This is a genomic window from Protofrankia sp. CiP3, assembly GCF_917627345.1.
Lineage (GTDB): Bacteria > Actinomycetota > Actinomycetes > Frankiales > Frankiaceae > Protofrankia.
The window spans coordinates 1-21,358 of sequence record NZ_CAKJTM010000081.1; the positions used below are offsets into that span (position 1 = coordinate 1).

A 21,358-nucleotide genomic window follows, 5' to 3' on the forward strand; every position below is an offset into this window, starting at 1 on the left:
GGAAGCGGTTTCTACCCATCCACCCATTGAATAGTCGCGCAACGGCGATCTTTCGCCATTTATTCCATATTTCACTATTCGCTCTTTTTGTGATGGTTATTGTGACCATTTCTGATGCGACCACCGACGCGACTTCCCACGTACCTAGCGATCTTTTAACGCTGATCGTCCTAGTCGGGATATCCGCGACTCTGCGCTTCCTGGTTGGATCTAATGCAAACGCCCAGAAAGGGTCTGAAAAGCAGTAAATTGAACAGCGTTGCTCTGGCGAGGTTTGCCACGGGGAGCTCTGCGCCGCCGAAGTTTGCGCGGAAGAGGAACGCGTTGAAGAGCTCTGAGCCGGTTAGTACTCCAGCCCGACTTTTGTGATCGTTTAGATCTGGTGGGTCATGGTTGGGCAGCGAGACCGAGGAGGGAGGCAGGTCCGGGAACGTAGCTGCAGCCCCGCAACTGGCGACGGAACGTCACTATCTTGGCGAGGAGGTCGACGGGTTCGGGGTAGTCGGGCACACTCGTCCTTATAGCCTTGGTCCGATCATGGTTTCGCAACGCACGATCGTGCCAGGGCCGTCCTGCTGCCTGGATGCCAGCTACTCCCTGGGTCCAGGTCACCGGGCCTGAGCGGCCGTCCATTGGTGGGCCAGTGGGTCACGGTGTGGGATGACTTACGGTCAGGTCACAGGACTGACGTGCCCAGAACCTTAAATTCCAAGGTCAGCGTCCCCGCCACTGGGGCGCGCGCTTCTCGGCGAAGGCCCGGGGGCCTTCCCGCGCGTCCTCGCTGGCCATCAACGCGCGCACCTGCGTGTCGCACCGGGCCCACTGCTCGTCGAACGACGCCTCGATCACCCCCCGCGCGAGTCGCTTGCTGGCCCGCACCGCGAGCGGCGCGGCCTCCGCGATCTCCGCGGCAAGTTCCAACGCGGCGTCGAGAGCGCCGCCGACGGGCGCCAGCCGATTGATCAGGTGGACGGCGAGGGCCCGCCCGGCGTCGATGGGGCGTCCGGTGAGCAGCATCTCCATGGCGACGGCCGGCGGGATCCGTAGCGGGAGGCGGATCACGCCCCCGGCGGCCGCGAGCAGGCCGCGGCGCACCTCCGGCAGCCCGAACGTGGCATCCGCGCCGGCGACGACGAGGTCGCACGCGAGGGCCAGCTCCGTCCCGCCACCGAGCGCACTGCCCTCGACGGCGGCGATCGTCGGGACGGAGACCTCGTGGCGCACCCAGCCGGCGAAGCCCCACTCCCGCCTGCTCGGCGCGATCGACTCGCCACGCGTGACCGCCTTCAGGTCCGCGCCGGCGCAGAACGACCGGGAGTCGGAGCTGGTCAGGATGACGGCGCGCACACCGGGGTCGCGGTCGGCGTCATGCAGGTGCCCGCCGAGGAGGTCCGCGAGCTCACCGTCGACGGCGTTGCGAGCCGCGGGCCTGTTCAGGGTCAGGACGACGATGTGCTCTCGCCTCTCGGCCAGGACCTTGGGCGGCGACGTCACGCGTCCGCCCAGGTGACGAGGGCGTCGAGCGCTTCGATCTCGTCTCCGCGCGCCAGCAGCGGGTTGACTTCGAGGGACTCCAGGTTCTCCCCGAGGGCAAGCGCGAGCTGGCCGATGCGTGCGATCACCTCAGCGACGGCAGGGACGTTGACGCCTGGTCGTCCCCGAACGCCATCGAGGAGGGCGGCTCCGCTGAGGGTACGCAGGGCTTCCGCCGCCTCCGCGGCGCCGATCGGGAGCACCCGCACGGCGCTGTCCCGCAGGACCTCCACGAGCACTCCGCCGAGGCCCATCGCGATCACCGGACCCCACTGGGGGTCTCGCACCACGCCCACGATGAGCTCAAGTCCGTCCCCGCGCATCGGAGCGACGAGGACGCCCTCGACCGCGTTGTCCCCGGCCGCCCGGCAGACCTGGTCGAAGGCCACCCGCGCGCCGTCGGCGTCGGCCACGCCGAGGACCACGCCGCCGATGTCGCTCTTGTGCGCCACCGTCGACGAAACGACTTTGACCGCGACGGGGAGGCCGAGTTCGATCGCCGCGGCCACCGCCTCGTCTCGGGAGTGGACGAGCCGTGCGGGCACGACGGGGACTCCGGCGTCGATCAGGAGCTTCCGGGCGGCCCACTCCGACCACCGGCCGGCGCCGGGCTCGGCCTTCGGCTGGGATGCCGCTCGCCCCGGCGGCCGCGTCCGTGGCCGTGGCCGTGCGGCCAGCCACTGCGACCACCGGGAGACTCCCGCCGCGGCGGTGGCGGCCACGTCGAGGCTGAGCAGGTGCGGGGGTGAGCCGACCGCCGTGAGCTTCTTGACCGCAGGATCGGTGACAGCCTGCGCGCAGGTACTCACGATCGCGACCGGGACGCCCGCCTCACGCCCGCCCATGGTCACACCGGTGAGGAAACCAGGCGAACCGGATGTCCGCTCCGTCGGGATGCCGGAGATACCGAGCACCAGACCGATGCCGGGATCCTTGCCCAGAGCCCTGACAGCGCCCAGCCAGATGCCGGGATCGCGCATCGCCATGCCGGTCACGTCCAAGGGGTTCTGCGCGCCGGCGGAGTCGGGGAGCAGCTCACCGAGGGCCGCGACCGTCGACGGGTGCAGCTCCGGCAAGTTCAGGCCGGCCGGCGCGGCGAGGTCGGCCAGCACGTCGCAGGCGCCGCCGGAGATCGAGGCGGCGGCCACCCCGGTCGGGCTGATCGCGCCCGTGTGGGCGAGCAGGTCCGCCGTGCCCACAAGCTCCTCGAAGGTCCGCACTCGGATCACGCCACACTGGCCCAAGGCCGCGTCGACGACCCGATCGTCGCCGACGAGCGCCCCGGTGTGGGCCGCGGCCGTGCGCGCCGCGAGCTCGCTCGTCCCGGCCTTGAGCATGACGATCGGGACCTCCCGGTCAGCCGCTCTCGCCGCCGCGGACCGGAAGCCCCGGGTGTCGCGGATCGTCTCGGCGAAGATCGCGACCGAGCGGACGGACTCGTCGTCGAGGACGGCGTCGAGGACGTCCGCTATCGTGATCATCGCCTCGTTGCCGGTGGTCACGACGTGGCTCAGGGCGATGTTCTGCTGGATCGCGTGCAGGACGATCGTGCCGGCGACGGCACCGCTCTGGGAGATCAGCGCAACGTGCCCGGCCGGACGGATGACCCCGGGCATGGCCGCGAGAGCCACGCCCCCGGAGAGGTTGGCGAAGCCGAGCATGTTGGGCCCGAGCAGCGCGATGCCCAGCTCCGACGCCGCGCTGACAAGCTCGTCCTGGGCACGGCGGCCCGCCACACCCGACTCGCCGTAGCCCGAGGCGAGGATGACCGCGGCTCGCGCGCCAGCCGCGGCGGCGTCACGCAGGGACGCGACCACGCCTGCCCTGGGCACCGCCACGAAGACCGCGTCCAAGGGGGCGGTCACCTCCGTGCACGAGGCGACGGTGGCCGTGCCGAACACCTCGGGGGTTCTCGGGTTGACGAGCCAGGTCCGGTCCATCGCGCCGAGCTCCTGTTGGGCCTGGCACGCGAGTATCGAGAAGCGGTTCTTCTCGCTCGCGCCGATGATCGCCACATTGCGGGCGTGCAGCAGCGCGCGTGCCGCGTCTCCGTAGGTTGTCGTCGCGCCTGTCAGCCCCGAAGCGACGGCGGTCACGTGTCCTCCTCACCTGTGGGGGCCTCACCTGTGGGGGCGGCGGGCAGGCCCATGCCCACCGCGACCGTCTCGCGGTGCCGGGCCGGGCTGCCGTGCAGAGCCTGATTGCTGACGGCGCGCCGGTAGTAGAGGTGCGCCGGGTGCTCCCAGGTGAAGCCGATGCCGCCGAGGACCTGGATGCACCCGGCCGTGACCGCCACCGCGTTCTCGGTGGCGCAGGCCTGTGCCACCGCGGCCGCGACGGCGGGGTCTTCGCCGGTGTCGGCGACCCGCAGCGCATATGTCGAGACCGACCGTGCGGACTCCACGGCGACCAGCATGTCCGCACAGCGGTGCTTGATCGCCTGGAACGACCCGATGGGCCGGCCGAACTGGTGGCGGACCTTCGCGTAGGCCACCGCGGTGTCCAGCGCCCAGGCGGCGACGCCGACGCTCTCCGCGGCGAGGGCGATGCCCAGGGCCTGGGAGGCGGCCGCCAGGCACGGCGACGCCTCGCTGGACAGCACCGCGGCCGGGCCGTCGATCGCCAGGTCCGCCAGCCGGCGGGTGAGGTCCAGGGTGGCGAGCGGGGTGGCCACGATCGAGCTGCTCGGCACGGCCAGCAGCGCACCGCCGGTGCTCGCGACGAGGACGAGATCCGCGGTCGCCCCGTCGAGGACCATCGAGGCGCTGCCGCGTGCGGCGCCTCGATGGTGTTCCACCCGGGCGTCCAGGGACACCGTCGCGGTGAGCGCGCCGGCGGCGATGGCGGGGAGGTGCTCCCGGTCACCCGCGGCGTGCAGCGCCGTCGTGGCGAGCACGATGCTCGACAGGAACGGCACGCACGCCAGCGAGCGTCCGAGCTCTTCGAGGACGACGCCCACCTCGGCCCAGCCCGCGCCCGCGCCGCCGAGCTTCTCCGGGATCGCGAGGCCCAGGATGCCCATGCCGGCGAGTGCCGGCCACAGCGCGGGGTCGCCCCCACCCTCGGCGCCGGCCCGCGGGTCCAGGCCGCGCAGCAGCTGGTGCACGCCGCGGCGCAGGTCCTGCTGCTCGTCTGTCAGCGCAAGGTCCACGGTGCTGTGCCCGGCGTCGTCGGCGCTCACGGCTTGTTGGTGTTGCCCGCGTCCACCGCGAGCTGGACTCCGGTGACGTAGCGGGCCTCGTCGCAGGCCAGCCAGAGCATCGCGTGGGAGACGTCGAGCGCGGGGATCACGCCCACGGGGGCATGGTCTCCGCCGGGCTCGGTGTCCAGGTCGGGGAGCAGGTTCGTCGCGCCGAGCAGCGCGGTGGGGTTCGCCATGAAGATCGGGATTGCGGTCTCGGAGCCGCCGATGCCCATGCCCGGGCTCGCGACCCCGGTGGGGTGCACCGTGTTGACGCGGATGCGATGCGGCGCCAGCTCGTTGGCGAAGGCCTTCATCAGCCCGACGACTCCGTGCTTGCTGGCCACGTAGTGGGCGTAGGGCAGCTGCCCGCGGATGCCCGCCGCCGAGCTGGTGATCGTGATGGTGCCGCCCCGGCGGGCCTCGATCATCGACGGCACGGTGCACACGATGGTGTTCCACACGCCCTTGAGGTTGGTGTCCACGATCGCGTCATAGACATCGTCCTCGATCTCCCAGGACCGTTCGTGGAAGGTGATGATGCCCGCGTTGGCGAGCACCGCGTCGATCCGCCCGAAGACCCCGAGGCCGGCGTCGACCGCCGCGGAGACCTGGTCCCGGTAGCGGACGTCCGCGACCGCGGTGACGCATCGCCGGCCCGCCTTCTCCACCAGCTCCTTGGTTTCCCCGAGGTCGTCGGGCGAGGGGTGCTGGTAACCCACCCTGGGGTGGATCTCGGCGCACGCGTCGACGGCGATGACGTCGGCACCCTCCTCGGCGAAGCGCACCGCGTGCGAGCGGCCCTGCCCCTGGCCGGCGCCGGTGATGAAGACGACCTTGTCCGTGACCCTGCCCATGCCCGCTCCTTCGTCACGATGTGCGCGGTCGGTCCCGCCGGTCCTGCTGGAAAGTCAGATGAGGAACGCGAACGGGGTCGGTTCGACGGGACCGCTCGGTGCGGTGAAGGGCATGCCGACCCAGCCGTTGACGATCCCGATGCTCGGGTACCGCCGCGCCGAGGCCTCGTCGACGACGTACGCAGGCATCCGCCGCAGCACCTCCTCGAGGACGATCCGCATCTCCAGGCGTGCGAAGGTCGACCCGAGGCAGCGGTGGATGCCCAGACCGAATGCCTGGTGACGGTTCGGGGACCGGGTGAGGTGGACTGACTCGGGATCGTCGAAAGCCGCCGGATCCCGGTTGGCCGCGGCCATGGAGAGCAGGACACGACCCCCCTCGGGGATATCGGTCCCGCTGAGGGTGACGGGGCAGGTGGCTGTACGAGCCAGCGCCTGCGTCGGGGTGAAGTAGCGCAGGAACTCCTCGCAGGCGTTGGGGATGAGGGAAGGGTCGGCCGCCAACCGGGCTCTCTCGTCGGGGTGCTGGTGGAGCCACAACAGCGCGTTGGCCATCAGGGAGGTGGTCGTGTCGACGCCACCGATGAGGATCAGCGACGAGATCTCGAGGATCTCCTGATCGGTCAGGGCCCTGCCGTTGACCTCGGCCTGCACCAGCATGGTGAGCAGGTCGTCCCGCGGCTCGCCGCGCCTCGCCGCGGCCGTCTCCCCGAGCGTGACGATGACCGTTAAGTACATCGCGAGGGCCTCGTCGTGTCCGGGGCTGCCGGGTGCCTCGTAGACCATCCGGTGCATCGGCTCGGCGTAGGTCTCCCAGTCCGCGAGCGGGAGGCCGAGCAGATGCGCGGTGAAGACGCCGGGTACGGGGTTGAGCAGGTCCAGGACGAGGTCACCGCTCCCCTTGGCCACGATCGGGTTGAGGAACGCGGTGGTGAGATCGCGGATCTTCTGCTCGTAGCGTCTCGACGCGGCGGGGGAGAAGTGCGGGTTGAGCAGCTGCCGGAAACCGGTGTACTCAGGTGGGTCCATCTCGATGGGGGTCTGCTTCAGTGGAGCAGACGGGATTGTGACGCCGCCGGAGTGGTTCCCGTCCTCGTCGACAGCGTGGTGGGACGAGAAGGCAGCGTCGTCGAGGAACGCTGTCTTCACGTCCTCGTAGCGGGTGAGCAGCCAGAAGCCGTCGTAGGCGGCGACGTGTGACACCGGACAGGTCCGACGCAGGTCCGCGTGGATCTGCGCCCAGTGCTCGGCGTAGTGGGCGGAGTGATGATCGTAGGTCGCGCTCACGCCTGCACGTAACCACGTCCACCCGTTGGTGCGGAGCGGTGCCGGTGAGATGGCTCTTCTCATCCCCAGGGCTGGACGTGGCGTGCCGGGCACGTGTGACCGCGCCAGGAGAGCGCATCCCCCGTCGACGCCGGGCAACGACGGCACGCCGGTCGCGCTCGAGCGCTGAGAAGCGGGTGCTGAGAAGCGGGTTCCGAACCCTTGTTCCGCCCCCGGCCGGCGAGCGAGAGTGGACAGATGATCAGCCTGTTCAGCGTCGACGACCACATCATCGAGCCCCCCGGTGTGTGGCAGGACCGGGTCCCGGCGAAGTACAAGGCCACCGCGCCCCAGGTGCGGGAGGAGCCCGACGGCACCCAGTACTGGACCTACGAGGACACCCGCGAGGCGACCATGGGGCTCAACGCCGTCGCCGGCAAGCCGATCGAGACCTGGGGGCTGGAGCCCAAGCGTTTCGAGGACATGATCCCCGCGTGTTATGACCCGGTGGCCCGGGCCCGGGAGCTGCTGTCCCAGGGCGTCTGCGCCTCGGTCGCCTTCCCGTCTCTGCCCAGGTTCGGTGGCGCCCTGTTCGCGTCCTTCACGGACAAGGAGCTGGCCGCCGCCTGCGTCCGGGCCTGGAACGACTTCGTCCTCGACGAGTGGTGCCCCGCCGGTCCGCGCGGGCTCTACGTCCCCATGACGATCGCGCCGCTGTGGGACCCGCCGGCCGCCGCGGCCGAGCTGCACCGCTGTGTCGCGAAGGGCGCCAGGGCGATCTGCCTGCCGGAGAACCCCGCCCCGCTCGGCCTCCCGTCCTACTGGCGGGCCGGCTGGGACCCGCTGTGGCGGGCCGTCAGCGAGACGGGTGTGCCGGCGTGCATGCATATCGGCTCCAGCGGCCAGCTCTACATGGGTTCTGCCGACTCGTCCTTCGCGGTGCCGATCGCGACGATGGCCGTCGCGTCCTGGGTGTGCGCGGTCGACATCTCGATGAGCCCGGTCTTCGCGAAGTTCCCCGACGTGCAGATCGTGTGGTCCGAGGGCGGCGTCGGATGGGTGCCCGCGGCGCTGGAGCGCGCGGACCGCCAGTGGGAGCGCCACCGCTCCTGGTCGCACCTGCCGAACGACGTCCTGCCCAGCGAGGTGTTCCGGCGCAACTTCACCTTCTGCATGATCGAGGAGCCGTGGGGCCTGGAGCAGCGCGGCCAGGTCGGCGTCGACCGCATCGTCTGGGAGGCCGACTTCCCCCATGCCGACACGCCCTACCCCCACACCCAGAAGATCGTGACAGAGCTGTTCGCGGGCGTGTCCGCCGAGGACACCGCCGCCATCACCCATGGCAACGCCGAGCGTCTCTTCGGCTGGGAGATGGCGGAGCTGCCTGGGTGACGGACCAGGCAGGGGCCGGCCGGTCCGTCACCCGCGGCGACGCAGGTGCGGGTGCGGGGCGGTCTCACCGTCAGCGTGCGCGGCGCTCGCGGAGCAGCTCACCGTGGCGGGCCATGACCGCCGTCGCGGCCCTGCTCAGCTCGGCGGGCACCGCGGGCAGGACCGGTAGGCCGTGCTCGCGGCTGGGCAGGGCGATCGTCGCCGCCCCGCGGGCCGTCTCCTCGTCGCGCTGGTTGCGCGCCCACACCGCGACCTCGACGAGGGCGCGCCCGTCCTCGACCCGCTTGCCCGTCACCTCGCCGCCGAGCACCTGGGCGTCGCCCTGGTAGTTGAACTTGCGGATCTCGTCGTGCTGGCGTTCGACCCAGCCGTCGTCACCCGCCCAGTCGGTGAGGAAGTGGTGCAGCCAGCACTCGCGCAGCACGCCGTAGTCGTAGGCGCGCGGGTTGCCGATCGCCTGTGCCCACGCGTTGTCCCAGTGGACGCGCTGGGCGACGTCGGGGACGCCGTACTCGTTCTTGACGTAGAACGCCGGGATACGCTGGCGGTTCTCCCAGCCGCGGCGACCGGTCTTCAGCCCGTAGGGCACGAAGCCGTAGCCGCCGGCGTGGAAGATGACCATGTCCGTCGTGGTCAGCGGGCCCTTGGCCTTTGCTCCCATGGCCTGGCCGACCTCGACGTCCTCCCACATGAGCCGGGCCCGTCCCTGGCGGGTCTCGGCGGCGTAGGTCTCGTCGAGGGCGGCGAGCCGCGCGTCGTCCCAGCTCGGCGCGGGGATCTCCGTGTACTTGCCCTTGTCCCGGGCCTTCTTCCGCTCGGTGTAGATCACGAGCGTGCGGTAGACGCCGACGACCTCCGCGCGCTGGTTGACCTTGATGTCGCGCAGGACCCGGATGACCGAGCTGCCGGCGAACTCCGACTGCTTGGTCTCCACCGACTCCAGTCCGGAGAGGCTGTAGACGGTGTCGCCTGGCCGCACCGGCCGGTACCAGGTCCAGGTACCGCCGGAGACGAAGGCGTGGATGCCCCGGTAGGAGCCGCCCTTGGCCAAGGGGTCCTTGTCGCCGAGCAGCGGCGCGTTGAGGACCGCAGCCATGATCGGTGGCGCGATCTGCCCGCCCCACCGGCTCGTCTCACCGTGACCCGGGTCGCAGAACAGCGGATTGTCGTCGCCGTAGCTGTGAGCGAAGTTGCGGATGGCCTCGGGGGCCGCGGTGGACAGGTACTCCTGCTGCCTGTTCGCCACGAGGCGCCCGAGTGCCGCCCGGTCCTTCGCGAGGTCCTCCTCGACGAAGACGCCGGAGGAGGCCCGCTCGAACTCTGCCTGCTGGTCGGTCGTCACAGTCATGAGGTGCCGTCCAAAGTGAGCATCGAAGCGGAGCGAGGAGCGGAGCGGAGGAGGGCACCGGGGCGCACAGTCATGGTTCGAGTGTCCCGACATGCGGGTCCTGGGTGATCCTCCCGGGCGGGAAGGGCACTTTCACGCGGACCATCAGATGATCTTCGCCGCGCGCAGCGCCGCGACATCCTGCGGATCGTGCCCGATCTCCGCGAGCAGCTCGTCGGTGTGCTGGCCGAGGGTGGGGGCGGGCCGGCGCAGCTCCCACGGCTGGCCCTGGACGCGGACGGCCTCGCCGACGTAGGTGAAGGGCCCGGCCAGCGGGTGCTCGCCCTCGACGAGGATGCCGCGGGCGCGGACGTGCGGGTCATCCAGCAGGTCGTGCAGGCGGTTGGCCCGGGTCAGCGGCACGTGGTGGGTGAGAGCGAGGGCGACCCACTCGTCGGCGTCGCGGGTATGGAAGATCTTCTGAAGCTCCCGGCGCAGCTCGAGGAGGCCGAAGCCGAAGTCGACGGGCCCGCCGGCGTCGAGCCTGTCGATCAGGTCGGCACGGTCGACGGCCAGGCAGAAGCTGCGCCAGAACTTGGGCTCGGTGGCGCAGAACAGCAGGAACCGGCCGTCGCGCGCCTCGTAGAACTGGTAGAACGCCGACCCGCTGTCGCCTTGTTCGGTCCTGGGCATCGTCGCGTGGTCGGTGACCCGGTCCCGGTTGAGGTTGTAGGTGACGGCAATCCACGCCTGCGTGATGACCGCGTCGCTGGCGGCGGCGTCGAGGAAGCAGCCCTCGCCGGTCCGTTCGCGCTGGAACAGGGCGGCGGCGACGTGGAACGCGGCATGGACCGCTCCGGCGGCCGTGCCCTCGCCGCCGCTGGCGGTGCCCCCCAGGTAGTCGGGCGTCCGCACCCGGCGGACGAGCCCGTCCGGGCCCATCTCGACCGGCAGCGCGCCGGCCAGCGCGTTGGTCATCTGCCCGTGGGTCGGCATGCTGGCCAGCGGGCCCGCACTGCCGTAGCCGGAGTACTGGCAGTAGACGATGTCGGGCTTCGCCGCCCGCTGCTGGGCGTAGCCGATCCCGAGCTTCGTACAGGCGTCGCCGGCGAAGCCGTCGACGAACACGTCCGCGGTGGACAGCAGCTCGTAGAAGAGCGCGCGGCCCTCGTCCCGGCGCAGGTCGAGGGTGACGCTGCGCTTGTTCTTGTTGACCTGGATGTGCGCGGGGCTGTGCTGCGGGGTGATCTGGCCGAGGAAGCCGCGCAGGTAGTCGCCCGTACCGGGCGACTCAATCTTGATCACATCGGCGCCGAGGTCGGCGAGCAGGGTGCCAAGGGTGTCACCGTTGAACAGCATCGCGGATTCGAGGACACGGACGCCTTCGAGCAGTCGGCTCACTCCGCCCACCCTTGCCCACCACACGTCTGGTGTCGCGCAAACCCGATTTGCGCCGCGGATGCGCGCAACCGCAGGCAGGCCACACCAGAATCGGCCAATGACTGTCCTCGAGGCCGATCTCACCGTCCTGCCGAACCCGGGTCTGCTGATAGGTGACGGGCGGGTGTCAGACAGCAGCGAAGGCGAGTTCACTCACGTGTACGCGGCCACCGGGAAGCCGACCCGCGGCGTGTCGATGGCCGGCGCGGGTGAGATCGACGCCGCGGTGCGGGCGGCCCGCGCCGCCTTACCCGGCTGGCGCGCCACGCCGCTGGACCGGCGCCGCGAGTTACTGCTTGAGGCCGCCCGGCTCATCCGACGCGAGGCCGCGACGATCGCGCAGCTCACGACGATCGACAACGGGACGCCGTCCATGATCGCCGCGAGCACGCCGCTGCTCGCAGCGGACCTCTTCACCTACAATGCCGGCTGGGCCGACAAGATCGGTGGAGAGGTCGTCGGGACCTGGCCGGTGCCGGCGCTGGACTACACCCTCGACGAGCCGTACGGCGTCGTCGGGGTGATCGTGCCGTGGAACGGACCGGTCGTCTCCGTCGGCCAGATCGTGGCTCCCGCGCTGGCCGCGGGCAACTGCGTGGTGCTCAAGCCGTCGGAGCTCGCGCCCTGGGGCTGTCTGCGCATCGGAGAGCTGCTTCTGGAGGCCGGCTTCCCGCCCGGCGTGATCAACGTGGTGCCCGGTGGAGTAGCCGGTGGGCAGGCGCTGGTCAGCCATCCCGACGTCGACAAGATCCATTTCACTGGCGGCGGTCAGACGGCCAAGCGCATCCTGGCCTCGGCGCTGGAGACGCTCAAGCCGGTGGGACTCGAGCTCGGGGGCAAGTCCGCGAACCTCGTCTTCGCCGACGCCGACCTCGTCGCGGCCGCGCAGCAGGCCATGACGGGAGCGGTCCTGCTCTCGGGCCAGGGCTGCATTCTCGGCACCCGGATCCTGGTGCAGCGCAGCATCCACGACGCGTTTCTCGCAACGCTGTCCGCGATCCTCGGTCAGATCCCGGTGGGGGACCCGAGCGTGCCAACGTCGGTCATGGGGCCGGTGGTCAGCGAGGGCGCCGCCGATCGGATCCTGGGGATGGTGACCACCGCGCAGAAGGAAGGCAATCGTCTGGTTACCGGCGGCGAGCGCCTCGGCGGCGATCTCGCTGACGGGTGGTTCATCGGACCGACGGTCCTCGCCGACGTCGCGCCGACCGACTTCATCGCGCAGAACGAGGTCTTCGGTCCCGTGCTCGCCGTGACCCCCTTCGACACGGAGGCCGAAGCCGTGGCGATCGCCAACGCGACCCCCTACGGGCTGGCCGCCTACGTCCAGACCGACGACCTGCGCCGTGCCCACCGCGTCTGCGCGGCGCTCGAGGCGGGCAACATCTGGGTCAACGGCTTCCTCGGCATCCCCCCGGGAGCGCCCTTCGGCGGCGTGAAGCAGAGCGGCCAGGGCCGGCTGGGCGGAATCCACGCGATCCGGGAGTTCACCCGGCCCAAGAACGTCTGGATGGCGCTGTAGCGCTCAGTTGTGCGGGGCCGCCGAGGTGGTCTCGTGGGTGGCCCGGCTGCCGAGGTAGGCCGCGGCCACCACGGGATCGGACCTGATCTCGCTCGGGGTTCCCTGGGCGATCTGACGACCGGACTCGAGCACGAGCACCCGGTCGGCGGTGCGCATGACCATGGCGACGTCGTGCTCGATGAGCAGCACGCCGATACCGCGCTCGTCGGCGAGCCGGCGCAGCAGCTCACCGAGGGCGCGCGACTCGTCCTGGTCGAGCCCGGCGGCCGGTTCGTCGAGCAGCAGCACCGACGGTCCGGCCGCCAGCGAGCGGGCGATCGCGACCGACCGGCGCTGACCATAGGACAGGCTCTCGGCCTTGACGTCGAGCACGTCCTCCAGGCCCATGTCCCGGACTGCCCGCACCACCCCCGCCGGCAGCTGGTCGCCGCCGGGGCGGACGAGGTCGCGCAACCAGGCCCGCCGGTCGTGCGGGTCAGCCGCCGCGAGCAGGTTCTCCCGGACGGTCATATCGTCGAAGAGCTCCAGGGACTGGAACGAGCGGCACAGTCCTTCCCGGGCGCGCAGGTGTGGGCTGAGCGTGCCGATGTCGCGGCCGCCCAGGGAGACCGATCCTGCGGCTGGCTGGGCGTAGCCTGTCACCGCGTCGATCAGTGTCGTCTTGCCGGCGCCGTTCGGTCCGAGGATCCCGATCACGGTGGCCGGTGGGACCGTGAGGTCGACGTTGTCGAGCGCGACGACCCCACCGAAGCGAACCGTGACGTTGCGGATCTCCAGCGCTCTGGCCGGGACGGTGCCTGCGTCCCGCGGGCCGCCCAGCGCCCTGCCCGACGGCACGATGCGGTGCCGGAGCTGGCGGGCGACGGCGATGTTGCGTCCCGCCAGCCCGTCCGGCGCGCTCAGGAGAAGCAGGAGCAGCAGGACGCCGCCGACGAGCGGGAGGTACTCCTCGACGCTGCCGAACGCCTTCGAGAGCAGGAGAGCTCCGAGGCCCGCGGCGGCGATCGTCGAGCCGTAGAGCGGCCCTGAGACGTAGCCGATACCACCGATGACGGCGAGGGTCAGGATCGTGATCGAGGTGAAGGGGTCGAACAGCGTCGTGTACTGGATGGCGGAGAAGCTGAACGCGTAGAGGATGCCGCCGAGCCCCGCTATCGCGGCGCCGAGACTGAATGCGTAGAGCTTCGACTGGATGACCGAGATGCCCAGCGATGCCGCCGCCCGTTCGTTGGCGCGCACCGCGAGCAGCCGCCGGCCGCTGCGTCCGCGGCGGAGGTTGGCCACGGCCACCGCGACCACCGCGAGCGAGACCACGCACAACGCCGCGTAGCTGCCCGGGTGGAGCACCGGGTCGATCGGGATGCCGAGCAGGGTCTGGGGCGAGAGAGGCGTCCCGCGGTTGCGCCCGGTGAAGTCGGTGCTGTTGAACAGCAGCGACCAGGAGGCGAAGCCGAGGCCGAGGGTGACGACGGCGAGGTTGACGCCGCGGGTGCGCAGTGCGGGCAGGCCGAAGCCGAAGCCGACCGCGACTGCCGTCGCGACGCCCAGCGGCACCGCCGCCTCGAAGGGCCAGCCGTGGTTGGACACCAGCCGCCCGGCCGCGAAGGCACCGACCCCGCCCAGCGCGAACTGGGCGAGGGACAGCTGCCCCGCGTACCCGGTCACGACGACGACGCTCAGCGCGATCATGGCGGCGGACATCGAGCTGACCAGCGCCACGTTCCAGTCGGTCGGCAGGACAGCGGCCGCGAGTACGGCCAGGCCGGCGGCGAGCCCGAGCGCGTACAGGGGAGAGCGGGCCGCGGCGCTCACCGCGGGCAGGCGGTCAGCGGTGCTCCCGCGGACGGGAAGCCCCTGGCCGCGGACGACGAGCACCAGCACGATGACGAGGAAGGGCACGGAGTCGGGAACGCCGGTTGTCCGCACGTAGTGCGTGCACTCGCTCTGGATGACGCCGATCAGCAGTCCGCCGACGAGCACCAACGGGTAGGAGCGGAATCCGCCGAGCAGCGCCGCCGCCAGCGCCGCGATGATCGTGAACGCCAGCGCGTTGACGGAGAGGTAGTCGCCGGTGAGCGAGGGGAAGAAGGCGCCCGCCAGCCCGGCGAGGGCGCCCCCCAGCGCCCACGTGCCGCAGGCCAGCGCGTCCGGGGAGAACCCCAGCGCCGCCGCGGCGCGCTGGTTGGCGGCCGCGGCGGAGACGGCGAGCCCCAGCCTCGTCCGCGAGCTGAGGACGGTGAGTCCGGCGGTGACGGCGACGGCGATGCCGGTCAGCCAGAAGGACTGCTGTCCGACGATCACGGAGCCGAGGTGGACGGGCTCTTCCGGGAGGGTTGTGGCCACGCTGAGCTGCTGCCCGGTGTAACGGATGGTCACGGACTGCTGGATGACGCTCAGCACACCGAGAGTGGCGATCACCCGGACGAGGGGGCTGCGGGCGCGCAGCGGTCGCATGAGCAGTATCTGGACCAGCACCCCGACGGCTGCGAGCATGATCGCGGCGATTGCCACGGCGGGAACCGCGGGCATGCCCTGGTTGTCCCGCAGCTCATGCACGACGTAGGCGCCCAGCAGGGCGAACGAGCCCTGGGCGAAGTTGATCGTCCCGCTGCCGCGGTAGACGAGGACGAGGCCGATGCCGAGCAGGGCGATGAGCGCTCCACTGCCCAGGCCCAGGAGCCCGAACTGCGCGAAGACGGTCATACTGCTTGCGCTCCCAGGTAGGCGCTGGCGATGTCGTCGGCGCGGGTCAGCAGGTTCGCGGCGGTGTCGGTGAGGGCTATCCGTGCGTCCGCGAGCACGTAGGCGCGATCGGCCGCTGCCAGCGCCAGCGCGACGTGCTGCTCCACGAGCAGCACCGCCGTACCGTCCTGCGCGGCCTCGCGTAATGAGGCCAGGAGCCGCTCGACCACCAGCGGGGCGAGACCGAGGCTGAGCTCGTCCGCGAGCAGGACGCGGGGGCGCCCGGCGAGGATCCGGGCAAGCGCGAGCATCTGCTGCTGGCCACCGGACAGGAGCCCGGCCCGCTTCGACAGATGCGGCTCGAGCTCGGGGAAGAACGCGAGTGCCCGGCGGGGATCTCCCCGCCCGAGCCTGAGGTTCTCGTGTCCGGTGAGCTCCATGAACACGCATCGCTCCTCGGTCAGCAGGCCGAGGCCGCGCCGGGCCCGTTGGTGCAGGCGACGGCGCCGGGCGTCGCCAGCGATCGACACCGACCCGCGCTGCGGGGTGAGGTCGCCCGCGATCGTGAGCAACGTCGTGGTCTTGCCGGCGCCGTTGCGGCCGAGGAGGGCGACGACCTCACCGGGGTGGACCTCGAGGTCGAGGTCACGCACGACCGGGACACCGTGGAATCCGACTGTGAGTCCGCTGACCAGGACCGCCGGCGATGACATGGGGCTCCTTCACGACGGCTGGCCGCCGGGCGCGGGTGCGGGGGAGCCCGAGGGCCCGCTCCCACACCCGCGGCCACGCAGGCGTCAGCTCTTCAGGGCTGCTTTGTAGTCGACGAACGTGCCGTCCTGCACAAGGGCGCCGTTCTTGATGTCGACGCCGATCAGTGAGGTGTCGAACAGCCGTGCGAGCGCGGGCACCGGGAAGGGCTTGGTGAAGTCCAGGGGTGGGGTGAACCCGCCGGTGTCCAGGTTCGAGGCCGTGTCCAGGGCAGCCTTGAACGATGCCGCGTCGAAAGTGGTGAGACCAGCCGCGACCTTGGCGAACACCACGCCCGACACCCACGCGTTGAGGTTCTGGGGAACGGTGAGGTCGACGTTGGACTTGCCCTCCGCCGCGAGTGCGCGCTTCATACCGGCCCAGACGGAGTCGGTCGCGATCGGGAAGCTGGACACGGTGAAGGAGCCCTCGAGCTGGGTCTTGAACCTGGTCAACGACTCCGAGCCGACACCGCCGGCGGGAGCGAAGATCGTCTGGGAGACGCCGAGGCTCGTCGCCTTGGCGAGGTACTGGTTCAGAGCCTGCTCAGGCAGGATGCTGATGATGCAGTCGGCGTCTTTCGCGTTGCTGACCGTGCTGCTGAAGTCCGTCGTCGTGACGGGCACTTTGACGGTTGTGTCGACCGTCTTGTTCGATGCCGCGAGGCCCATCGTGACGAACGGCGCGAGACCAGCCGCCGCCGGCAGGTCATAGGTGACGATGTCAGTCCTGGCGCACCGCTGGCCGGCCTTTGTGCCGAGCGCGGCGAAACCGATCGGCCCGGGGACGAGCGGATAGGAATTCGTGTCCGAATACTCGCTGCCCGAAATCGCATTGGCCGCCAGATAGGGAATCTTCGCCGCGCCGAGAATCGGCAGGATCGAGTCGGCGAACTGGCTGAACGAGCCGAGTACGGCGACGGCCTTGTCGTTCACGGCCTGGCGGGCGCACGTGCCGGCGGTGTTGGGGTCGTTCTTGTCGTTGCAGGATTCCACCCTCAGCGGGTGGCCGGCGATGCCGCCAGCAGCGTTCGTTGCCTTGGCGAAGGCCTCGAGCACAGTGGGGATGTCCGGGAAGTTCGCGCCGGAGGTTCCCGACGGAGTGATGGTGAGGACGGTGATCGGCGTCCCGGTCGCGGTGCTGCCTGCCGAGGCTGCCGCGCCCGCCGAGGTTGTGCGGGTGGAGCCGGTCGTTGACGACGTCGAGCTGCCGCAGGCCGCCGCCGCGAGGGCGACACCCATGACTAACGCGGCGCCGCGGATGGTCCTGGACCTCGCACGCACTGTGATTCTCCTTCCGTCGCCCGAAGCTGGATGCCCTGACCGGATGGCAGCGCCGCCGAGCGAACGCGCTGACGGTATTGCGTCCGGTGTGACGTCGGTCATGGTCTGCGGCAGCAGAAATAGCGTTCTCACGTCAGCACTGAAAAAATCGGACAGAACGCCCGCGGTGCCCAGGACGGCACTCGGCGCCGCACCGCGTCGCGGGACCCGGGTTCTGGACGTTCTGTGCCAGCCCCCTCGATACCGTCCACCACCTCCAGGCTTCGTCGCGGGACGCTGGCACGGCTGTCAGGTCGCGGTCTGGCCGTCGATCGTTTCGCGGAGGATGTCGGCGTGGCCGGCGTGCTGGGTGGTCTCGGCGATGATGTGGATCAGTACCCGGCGGACGCTGTGCCGCGCGCCCGGCTCGTGCCAGGGCGCCTCCGGCAGTGGCTGCGTCGCTGACAGGTCGGGGATGGCCGCGACGATCTCGTCGGTCCGGGCAGCGGCCCGCTTGTAGCGGGCGACGATCCCGGCCATCGTGTCACCCGGCAGCATCTGGAACTCGTTCTGGCGTTTGATGGCCCAGACCGGGTATTCACGTGCGGTGCCGGTCATGAACTCCTCCCAGGTGACGCCGTCGGGCAGCGCGTAGTCCATCGCCGAGGGCCCCTCGAGGACGAACCGCATCCAGCCTTCCTCAACGGCGGCGACATGCTTGATCAGTCCGCCCAGGCACAGGGCACTGGCCGTCGGGCGTTCGCCGGCCTGCTCGTCGCTGAGACCGCGGGTCGTGTTGATCAGGCTGGCTCGGGCCACGGCGAGTTCGGCGAGCAGGTCGGCCCGCTCCGCGTCGAGGGCTACGGGCTGCGTGGTCGTCATCGTGATCGGCCCCTTCTGGGTTGTTTTCCGTTGTCGGCTGTGACCACCATGGTCGTCCGGGAAGCGGTCAGTTTCTGGCCTCTTCTTCAGGCAATCTCATGGGCATGCCGACGACGTCAGCGCGCCTGCTCGCCCTGCTCTCGCTGTTGCAGGCGCGCCGGGACTGGCCAGGGGCGCTGCTGGCCGCGCGGCTCGAGGTCAGCCGGCGCACGGTGCGCCGCGACGTCGACCGCCTCCGTGAGCTGGGCTATCCGATCCGGGCCACCAAGGGTCCCGATGGCGGATACCGGCTCGATGCCGGGGCGGAACTGCCGCCGCTGCTGTTCGACGACGCCCTGGCCGTCGCCCTGGCCGTCGCGCTCCAGCTCGCCGTCACGTCCGGTGCCGGCATCGGGGAGGCTGCGGCCCGCGCGCTGGGTACTGTCCGGCAGGTCATGCCAGCGCGGCTACGCCACCGGGTCGACGCGCTGCGGCTCACCGCGGTCGAACGCGGCGGAAGCCGGCCCTGCCCGCGGGTCGAGCCGGCCGTTCTGGTGACGCTCGGTGCCGCCGTCCATGCCCGGGAGGAGCTGCGCTTCGACTACACCGTCCCGTCGCGGTCGGTGCCGGCCGATATCTCCCCGCCGCGTCGGGTGCAGCCCCATCACCTCGTCACCTGGGGTGGACGCTGGTATCTCGTCGCCTGGGACCTGGACCGCGCCGACCGGATCACCCCGCGTCCCCCGGCCGGCCCGCGGTTCACCCCCCGCCAGCTGCCCGGCGGGGACGTGGCCACCTTCGTCGCCCAGCGCTTCGGGGGCTCCGCAGGCCCGGACCGCTGGCCGTGCAGCGGGGAAATGATCGTCGATCTGCCCGCCGCCTTCGTGTCCCAGTACTCCCAGGACGGGATCGTCGAGGAGCTCGGCCCGAACCGCTGCCGGCTCGTCGTCGGCTCCTGGTCGTGGCCCAGCCTGGCCGCCACCGTCGGCCGGTTCGACGCCGACGTCGAGGTCCTCGGGCCGCCCGAACTCGCGGACGCCTTCGCGACCCTGGCCCGCCGCTACGCCCGCGCCGCCGCCGGACAGCGGGGCGAGGCGCCGACGCACGGGCGGATCGTCCTGACGGGAGGCCGAGGTGCCGGCGATGAACCCGACACCGGAAGGTGATGCGCGACGGCGCCGACCTCGCCTCGTCCTCACTGGCGGTGCGGACGAGGTCGGATCGGCAGACCTATCGATCTGCTATTGGAAGACTAGAATCTCTGTCGTTGGCAGAGTAGAGACATGGTCGACTATCGGCGCCGTGTCCTCGACGGCACGCTGGACGCACTTCAGTCGCGTCTTCGCGCTCTGTCGATCCATGGGCCGAAGGCGGTGGGCAAGACCGCGACCGCGATGCGGCGTGCAGTGTCGATCTCAGCCTTCCCAGCCACCGGGGCTGAGCTGATCGCAGATCGTCTGCAGCGCGGCCGGGTCGCCACAGGAGGCGAAGCCGTTGGCTAGCCCGAGTTTCCGTACTTGCCGGTGACTTGAGTCCGCTCCAGTCATGATCATAGCCGCCGATCTGAGCGCCGAGCAGGCGGGAAGCAGCAGCCGTGGAACTGATTGACATCGGCAGCGCACACGCCGCCCGCCCCAGGCGCCATGACCAGGGCAGCCCTTCGGCACTTACACCATGGTCAACAAAGGAAGTCGCCAGACAACGAACACGGCGCCAGCGCTGCGGTGATCTCGTCGAAGAACTGACCGGTCTGGCAGGGCGCCTACCGAATGGATGCCCGTCCTGGCGACCCGGTCCGCTGGCTGGACTGGCCCACCCGGGGCTCGAGCCCGCTTCGCCCACAGCTCTCCCCGCTGCCAGATTGGCGCGCACAAGGAGTGCGACCTGCCGACCAGTACACGACCAGGTCGACCTCACTACGTTCGTCGGGATGCGCATAATCGCCGCGACCGCATCTGCCGCTGCGAAATCACGGTAAGCTACCACCGTTTCATCGTCCCCGCGGTACACCGCTTCGGCCCCTGCTGGGACGCGCCTCGGTGCTTTACCGAAATCCTTCCCCTCCGTAACTATCCAGATCAGATATGTATACAATGCGGAGATGACAGAAACGCAGATCAACCTCATCGTTCTCTACTGTTCTGACGTGTCTGCCTGCCGCAACTTCTACCGAACGCTGGGCCTGGTATTCGAGCGGGAACGCCACGGCTCCGGTCCTGAACACTATGCGGCCACATTGGCCGGTGGGGCGGTCCTCGAACTGTATCCTGCAGGTGGCCGGGAAGCGACCGGACGAATCCGCATTGGCCTTACCATCTACCATAGCGACTTCGATCTGCCCCTGGAACCTGGCAATCACGTTCTTCGCGACCCTGAGGGACGCACCATCGACATCCATGTGGCGGAGAGGCCGGAGCCGACAATAATGATCTACACGGCACTGGCCGCATCGATTATCGGGAAGGACGTGGCAGCGACCGTAGAATCCTTCCCGTCCGGAGCGGTCGTCATCGACATCCGCGTTGACGGACACCACGCATCTATCGCAGGGAAACCAGGTGATGCCGAATGGGGAGTGTCCGTTGATCCGCTACAGGAGCAGGGATTCACCGGTCATGAGAAGGTCGTCTCCTCAGTTGAGGAAGCATTGGCTGTTATCCGAGATGTACTTCGGACCGCGGACGCGGGACAGTGATGAGCGAGAAGCAGGAAGAGCCAGGACCACTCTCCTTACCGGAACGGCTGGCCGTTATGTACCACAGGCTGAACGAGCTGCCTCCAGCGACCAGCGCCTACGAGGCGTTGGCGCAGTTAAACGCTACGCTGGAGGCGGTTGAAGACGAGTTCAGCGGTGTACCGAAGAACCCGAATCCAGATCTGAAATTCGACGGCCGGATGTACCCACCACGCGAGGACTTCATCAGGCGCGCTCCCGATGGTGGCCTTATCGCTCTCACGAAGGGAAACAGGATAGAAATCAGCCCAACAGGATCGATTACGATCTACAGCCGGCGAACCAACGAAGTTGTCTACTCACGGGCCGACGCGACGCCCGCCGCGGCGCCACTTGCTCAGGATGTCCCACACCGGCTCGCCGAACTGCAACAGAAGACCACCGCGATGGTTGGCGCCCCGCGGGGTGGCCGTCCGCGGGGTGTGGCGTTCCCGTCCCCGCCTCTCCCAGGTGAGGCCACCGCGGTGGCCTCACCGTCTGCCCGGCCGGGTGTCGCCTCTGCGCCTGCTCGTAGTCCGGGCCGCTGACCGTCGCAGAAAGGGGCCGCATGG

General features: G+C 70.1%; 17 protein-coding genes. 6 read left to right on the forward strand and 11 right to left on the reverse strand.

Going from position 1 to position 21,358, the window contains the following annotated elements; all coding sequences use genetic code 11:
• Window positions 1–248 (forward strand): hypothetical protein (locus tag MJ797_RS20610; protein ID WP_239339157.1); only part of this gene is annotated, 248 nt, incomplete at its 5' end.
• A gap of 466 nt (window positions 249–714) precedes the next feature.
• On the opposite strand, the gene MJ797_RS20615 is transcribed toward MJ797_RS20610, so the two are convergent.
• The 5 genes from MJ797_RS20615 to MJ797_RS20635 are packed head-to-tail and all read right to left on the reverse strand — an operon-like array spanning window position 715 to window position 6,858.
• Window positions 715–1,494 carry a crotonase/enoyl-CoA hydratase family protein gene (locus tag MJ797_RS20615; protein WP_239339160.1) on the reverse strand — a complete coding sequence of 260 codons (780 nt, stop codon included), beginning with the start codon at window positions 1,492–1,494 and terminating at the stop codon, window positions 715–717.
• Window positions 1,491–3,629, reverse strand: a complete 2,139-nt coding sequence (locus MJ797_RS20620) for an acetate--CoA ligase family protein (RefSeq protein ID WP_239339163.1) — start codon at window positions 3,627–3,629, stop codon at window positions 1,491–1,493. Before MJ797_RS20620 ends, MJ797_RS20615 begins: the two co-directional genes overlap by 4 nt.
• Window positions 3,626–4,714: an acyl-CoA dehydrogenase family protein gene (locus tag MJ797_RS20625; protein ID WP_239339166.1), complete on the reverse strand. Its 1,089-nt coding sequence runs from the start codon at window positions 4,712–4,714 to the stop codon at window positions 3,626–3,628. The genes MJ797_RS20620 and MJ797_RS20625 overlap by 4 nt, the downstream gene beginning before the upstream one ends.
• A complete protein-coding gene (locus tag MJ797_RS20630) occupies window positions 4,711–5,571 on the reverse strand; it encodes a mycofactocin-coupled SDR family oxidoreductase (RefSeq protein ID WP_239339184.1) in 861 nt (286 codons plus the stop codon). The genes MJ797_RS20625 and MJ797_RS20630 overlap by 4 nt, the downstream gene beginning before the upstream one ends.
• Window positions 5,572–5,625: 54 nt before the next feature.
• Window positions 5,626–6,858: a cytochrome P450 gene (locus tag MJ797_RS20635; protein WP_239339203.1), complete on the reverse strand. Its 1,233-nt coding sequence runs from the start codon at window positions 6,856–6,858 to the stop codon at window positions 5,626–5,628.
• Window positions 6,859–7,095: 237 nt separating this feature from the next.
• Between MJ797_RS20635 and MJ797_RS20640 the strand changes: the two genes are divergently transcribed.
• On the forward strand, window positions 7,096–8,229 hold the full coding sequence (locus tag MJ797_RS20640) for an amidohydrolase family protein (protein ID WP_239339206.1): 1,134 nt from the start codon (window positions 7,096–7,098) through the stop codon (window positions 8,227–8,229).
• Window positions 8,230–8,299: 70 nt separating this feature from the next.
• Here the strand turns inward: MJ797_RS20640 and MJ797_RS20645 are convergent, their stop codons facing one another.
• Window positions 8,300–9,577 (reverse strand): MaoC family dehydratase N-terminal domain-containing protein, encoded by a 1,278-nt coding sequence (locus tag MJ797_RS20645; RefSeq protein WP_239339209.1) that lies wholly within the window; start codon window positions 9,575–9,577, stop codon window positions 8,300–8,302.
• 144 nt (window positions 9,578–9,721) lie between these two features.
• Window positions 9,722–10,957, reverse strand: a complete 1,236-nt coding sequence (locus MJ797_RS20650; protein WP_239339212.1) for a CaiB/BaiF CoA-transferase family protein — start codon at window positions 10,955–10,957, stop codon at window positions 9,722–9,724.
• Between the two features lie 97 nt (window positions 10,958–11,054).
• On the opposite strand from MJ797_RS20650, the gene MJ797_RS20655 reads away from it, so the two are divergent.
• Complete coding sequence (locus MJ797_RS20655) at window positions 11,055–12,518, forward strand: aldehyde dehydrogenase (protein WP_239339215.1); 1,464 nt, start codon at window positions 11,055–11,057, stop codon at window positions 12,516–12,518.
• A 3-nt stretch (window positions 12,519–12,521) separates the two neighbouring features.
• Here the strand turns inward: MJ797_RS20655 and MJ797_RS20660 are convergent, their stop codons facing one another.
• The 4 genes from MJ797_RS20660 to MJ797_RS20675 all read right to left on the reverse strand — a co-directional run bounded on the left by MJ797_RS20660 (window position 12,522) and on the right by MJ797_RS20675 (window position 18,094).
• Entirely contained in the window at window positions 12,522–15,221 is a 2,700-nt protein-coding gene (locus tag MJ797_RS20660; RefSeq protein ID WP_239339250.1) for a branched-chain amino acid ABC transporter permease/ATP-binding protein, read from the reverse strand.
• Window positions 15,218–15,913 carry an ABC transporter ATP-binding protein gene (locus MJ797_RS20665; RefSeq protein WP_239339280.1) on the reverse strand — a complete coding sequence of 232 codons (696 nt, stop codon included), beginning with the start codon at window positions 15,911–15,913 and terminating at the stop codon, window positions 15,218–15,220. The genes MJ797_RS20660 and MJ797_RS20665 overlap by 4 nt, the downstream gene beginning before the upstream one ends.
• Window positions 15,914–15,997: 84 nt before the next feature.
• Window positions 15,998–17,233 (reverse strand): ABC transporter substrate-binding protein, encoded by a 1,236-nt coding sequence (locus tag MJ797_RS20670; protein ID WP_239339283.1) that lies wholly within the window; start codon window positions 17,231–17,233, stop codon window positions 15,998–16,000.
• 288 nt (window positions 17,234–17,521) lie between these two features.
• Window positions 17,522–18,094: a DinB family protein gene (locus MJ797_RS20675; protein ID WP_239339299.1), complete on the reverse strand. Its 573-nt coding sequence runs from the start codon at window positions 18,092–18,094 to the stop codon at window positions 17,522–17,524.
• Window positions 18,095–18,198: 104 nt separating this feature from the next.
• Between MJ797_RS20675 and MJ797_RS20680 the strand changes: the two genes are divergently transcribed.
• The 3 genes from MJ797_RS20680 (at window position 18,199) to MJ797_RS20690 (ending at window position 21,334) form a co-directional block, all read left to right on the forward strand.
• Window positions 18,199–19,239 (forward strand): YafY family protein, encoded by a 1,041-nt coding sequence (locus MJ797_RS20680; protein WP_239339317.1) that lies wholly within the window; start codon window positions 18,199–18,201, stop codon window positions 19,237–19,239.
• A 935-nt stretch (window positions 19,240–20,174) separates the two neighbouring features.
• Window positions 20,175–20,768: a VOC family protein gene (locus MJ797_RS20685; RefSeq protein WP_239339323.1), complete on the forward strand. Its 594-nt coding sequence runs from the start codon at window positions 20,175–20,177 to the stop codon at window positions 20,766–20,768.
• Window positions 20,768–21,334 carry a hypothetical protein gene (locus tag MJ797_RS20690; protein WP_239339326.1) on the forward strand — a complete coding sequence of 189 codons (567 nt, stop codon included), beginning with the start codon at window positions 20,768–20,770 and terminating at the stop codon, window positions 21,332–21,334. The genes MJ797_RS20685 and MJ797_RS20690 overlap by 1 nt, the downstream gene beginning before the upstream one ends.
• The last annotated feature ends 24 nt before the right edge of the window (window positions 21,335–21,358 follow it).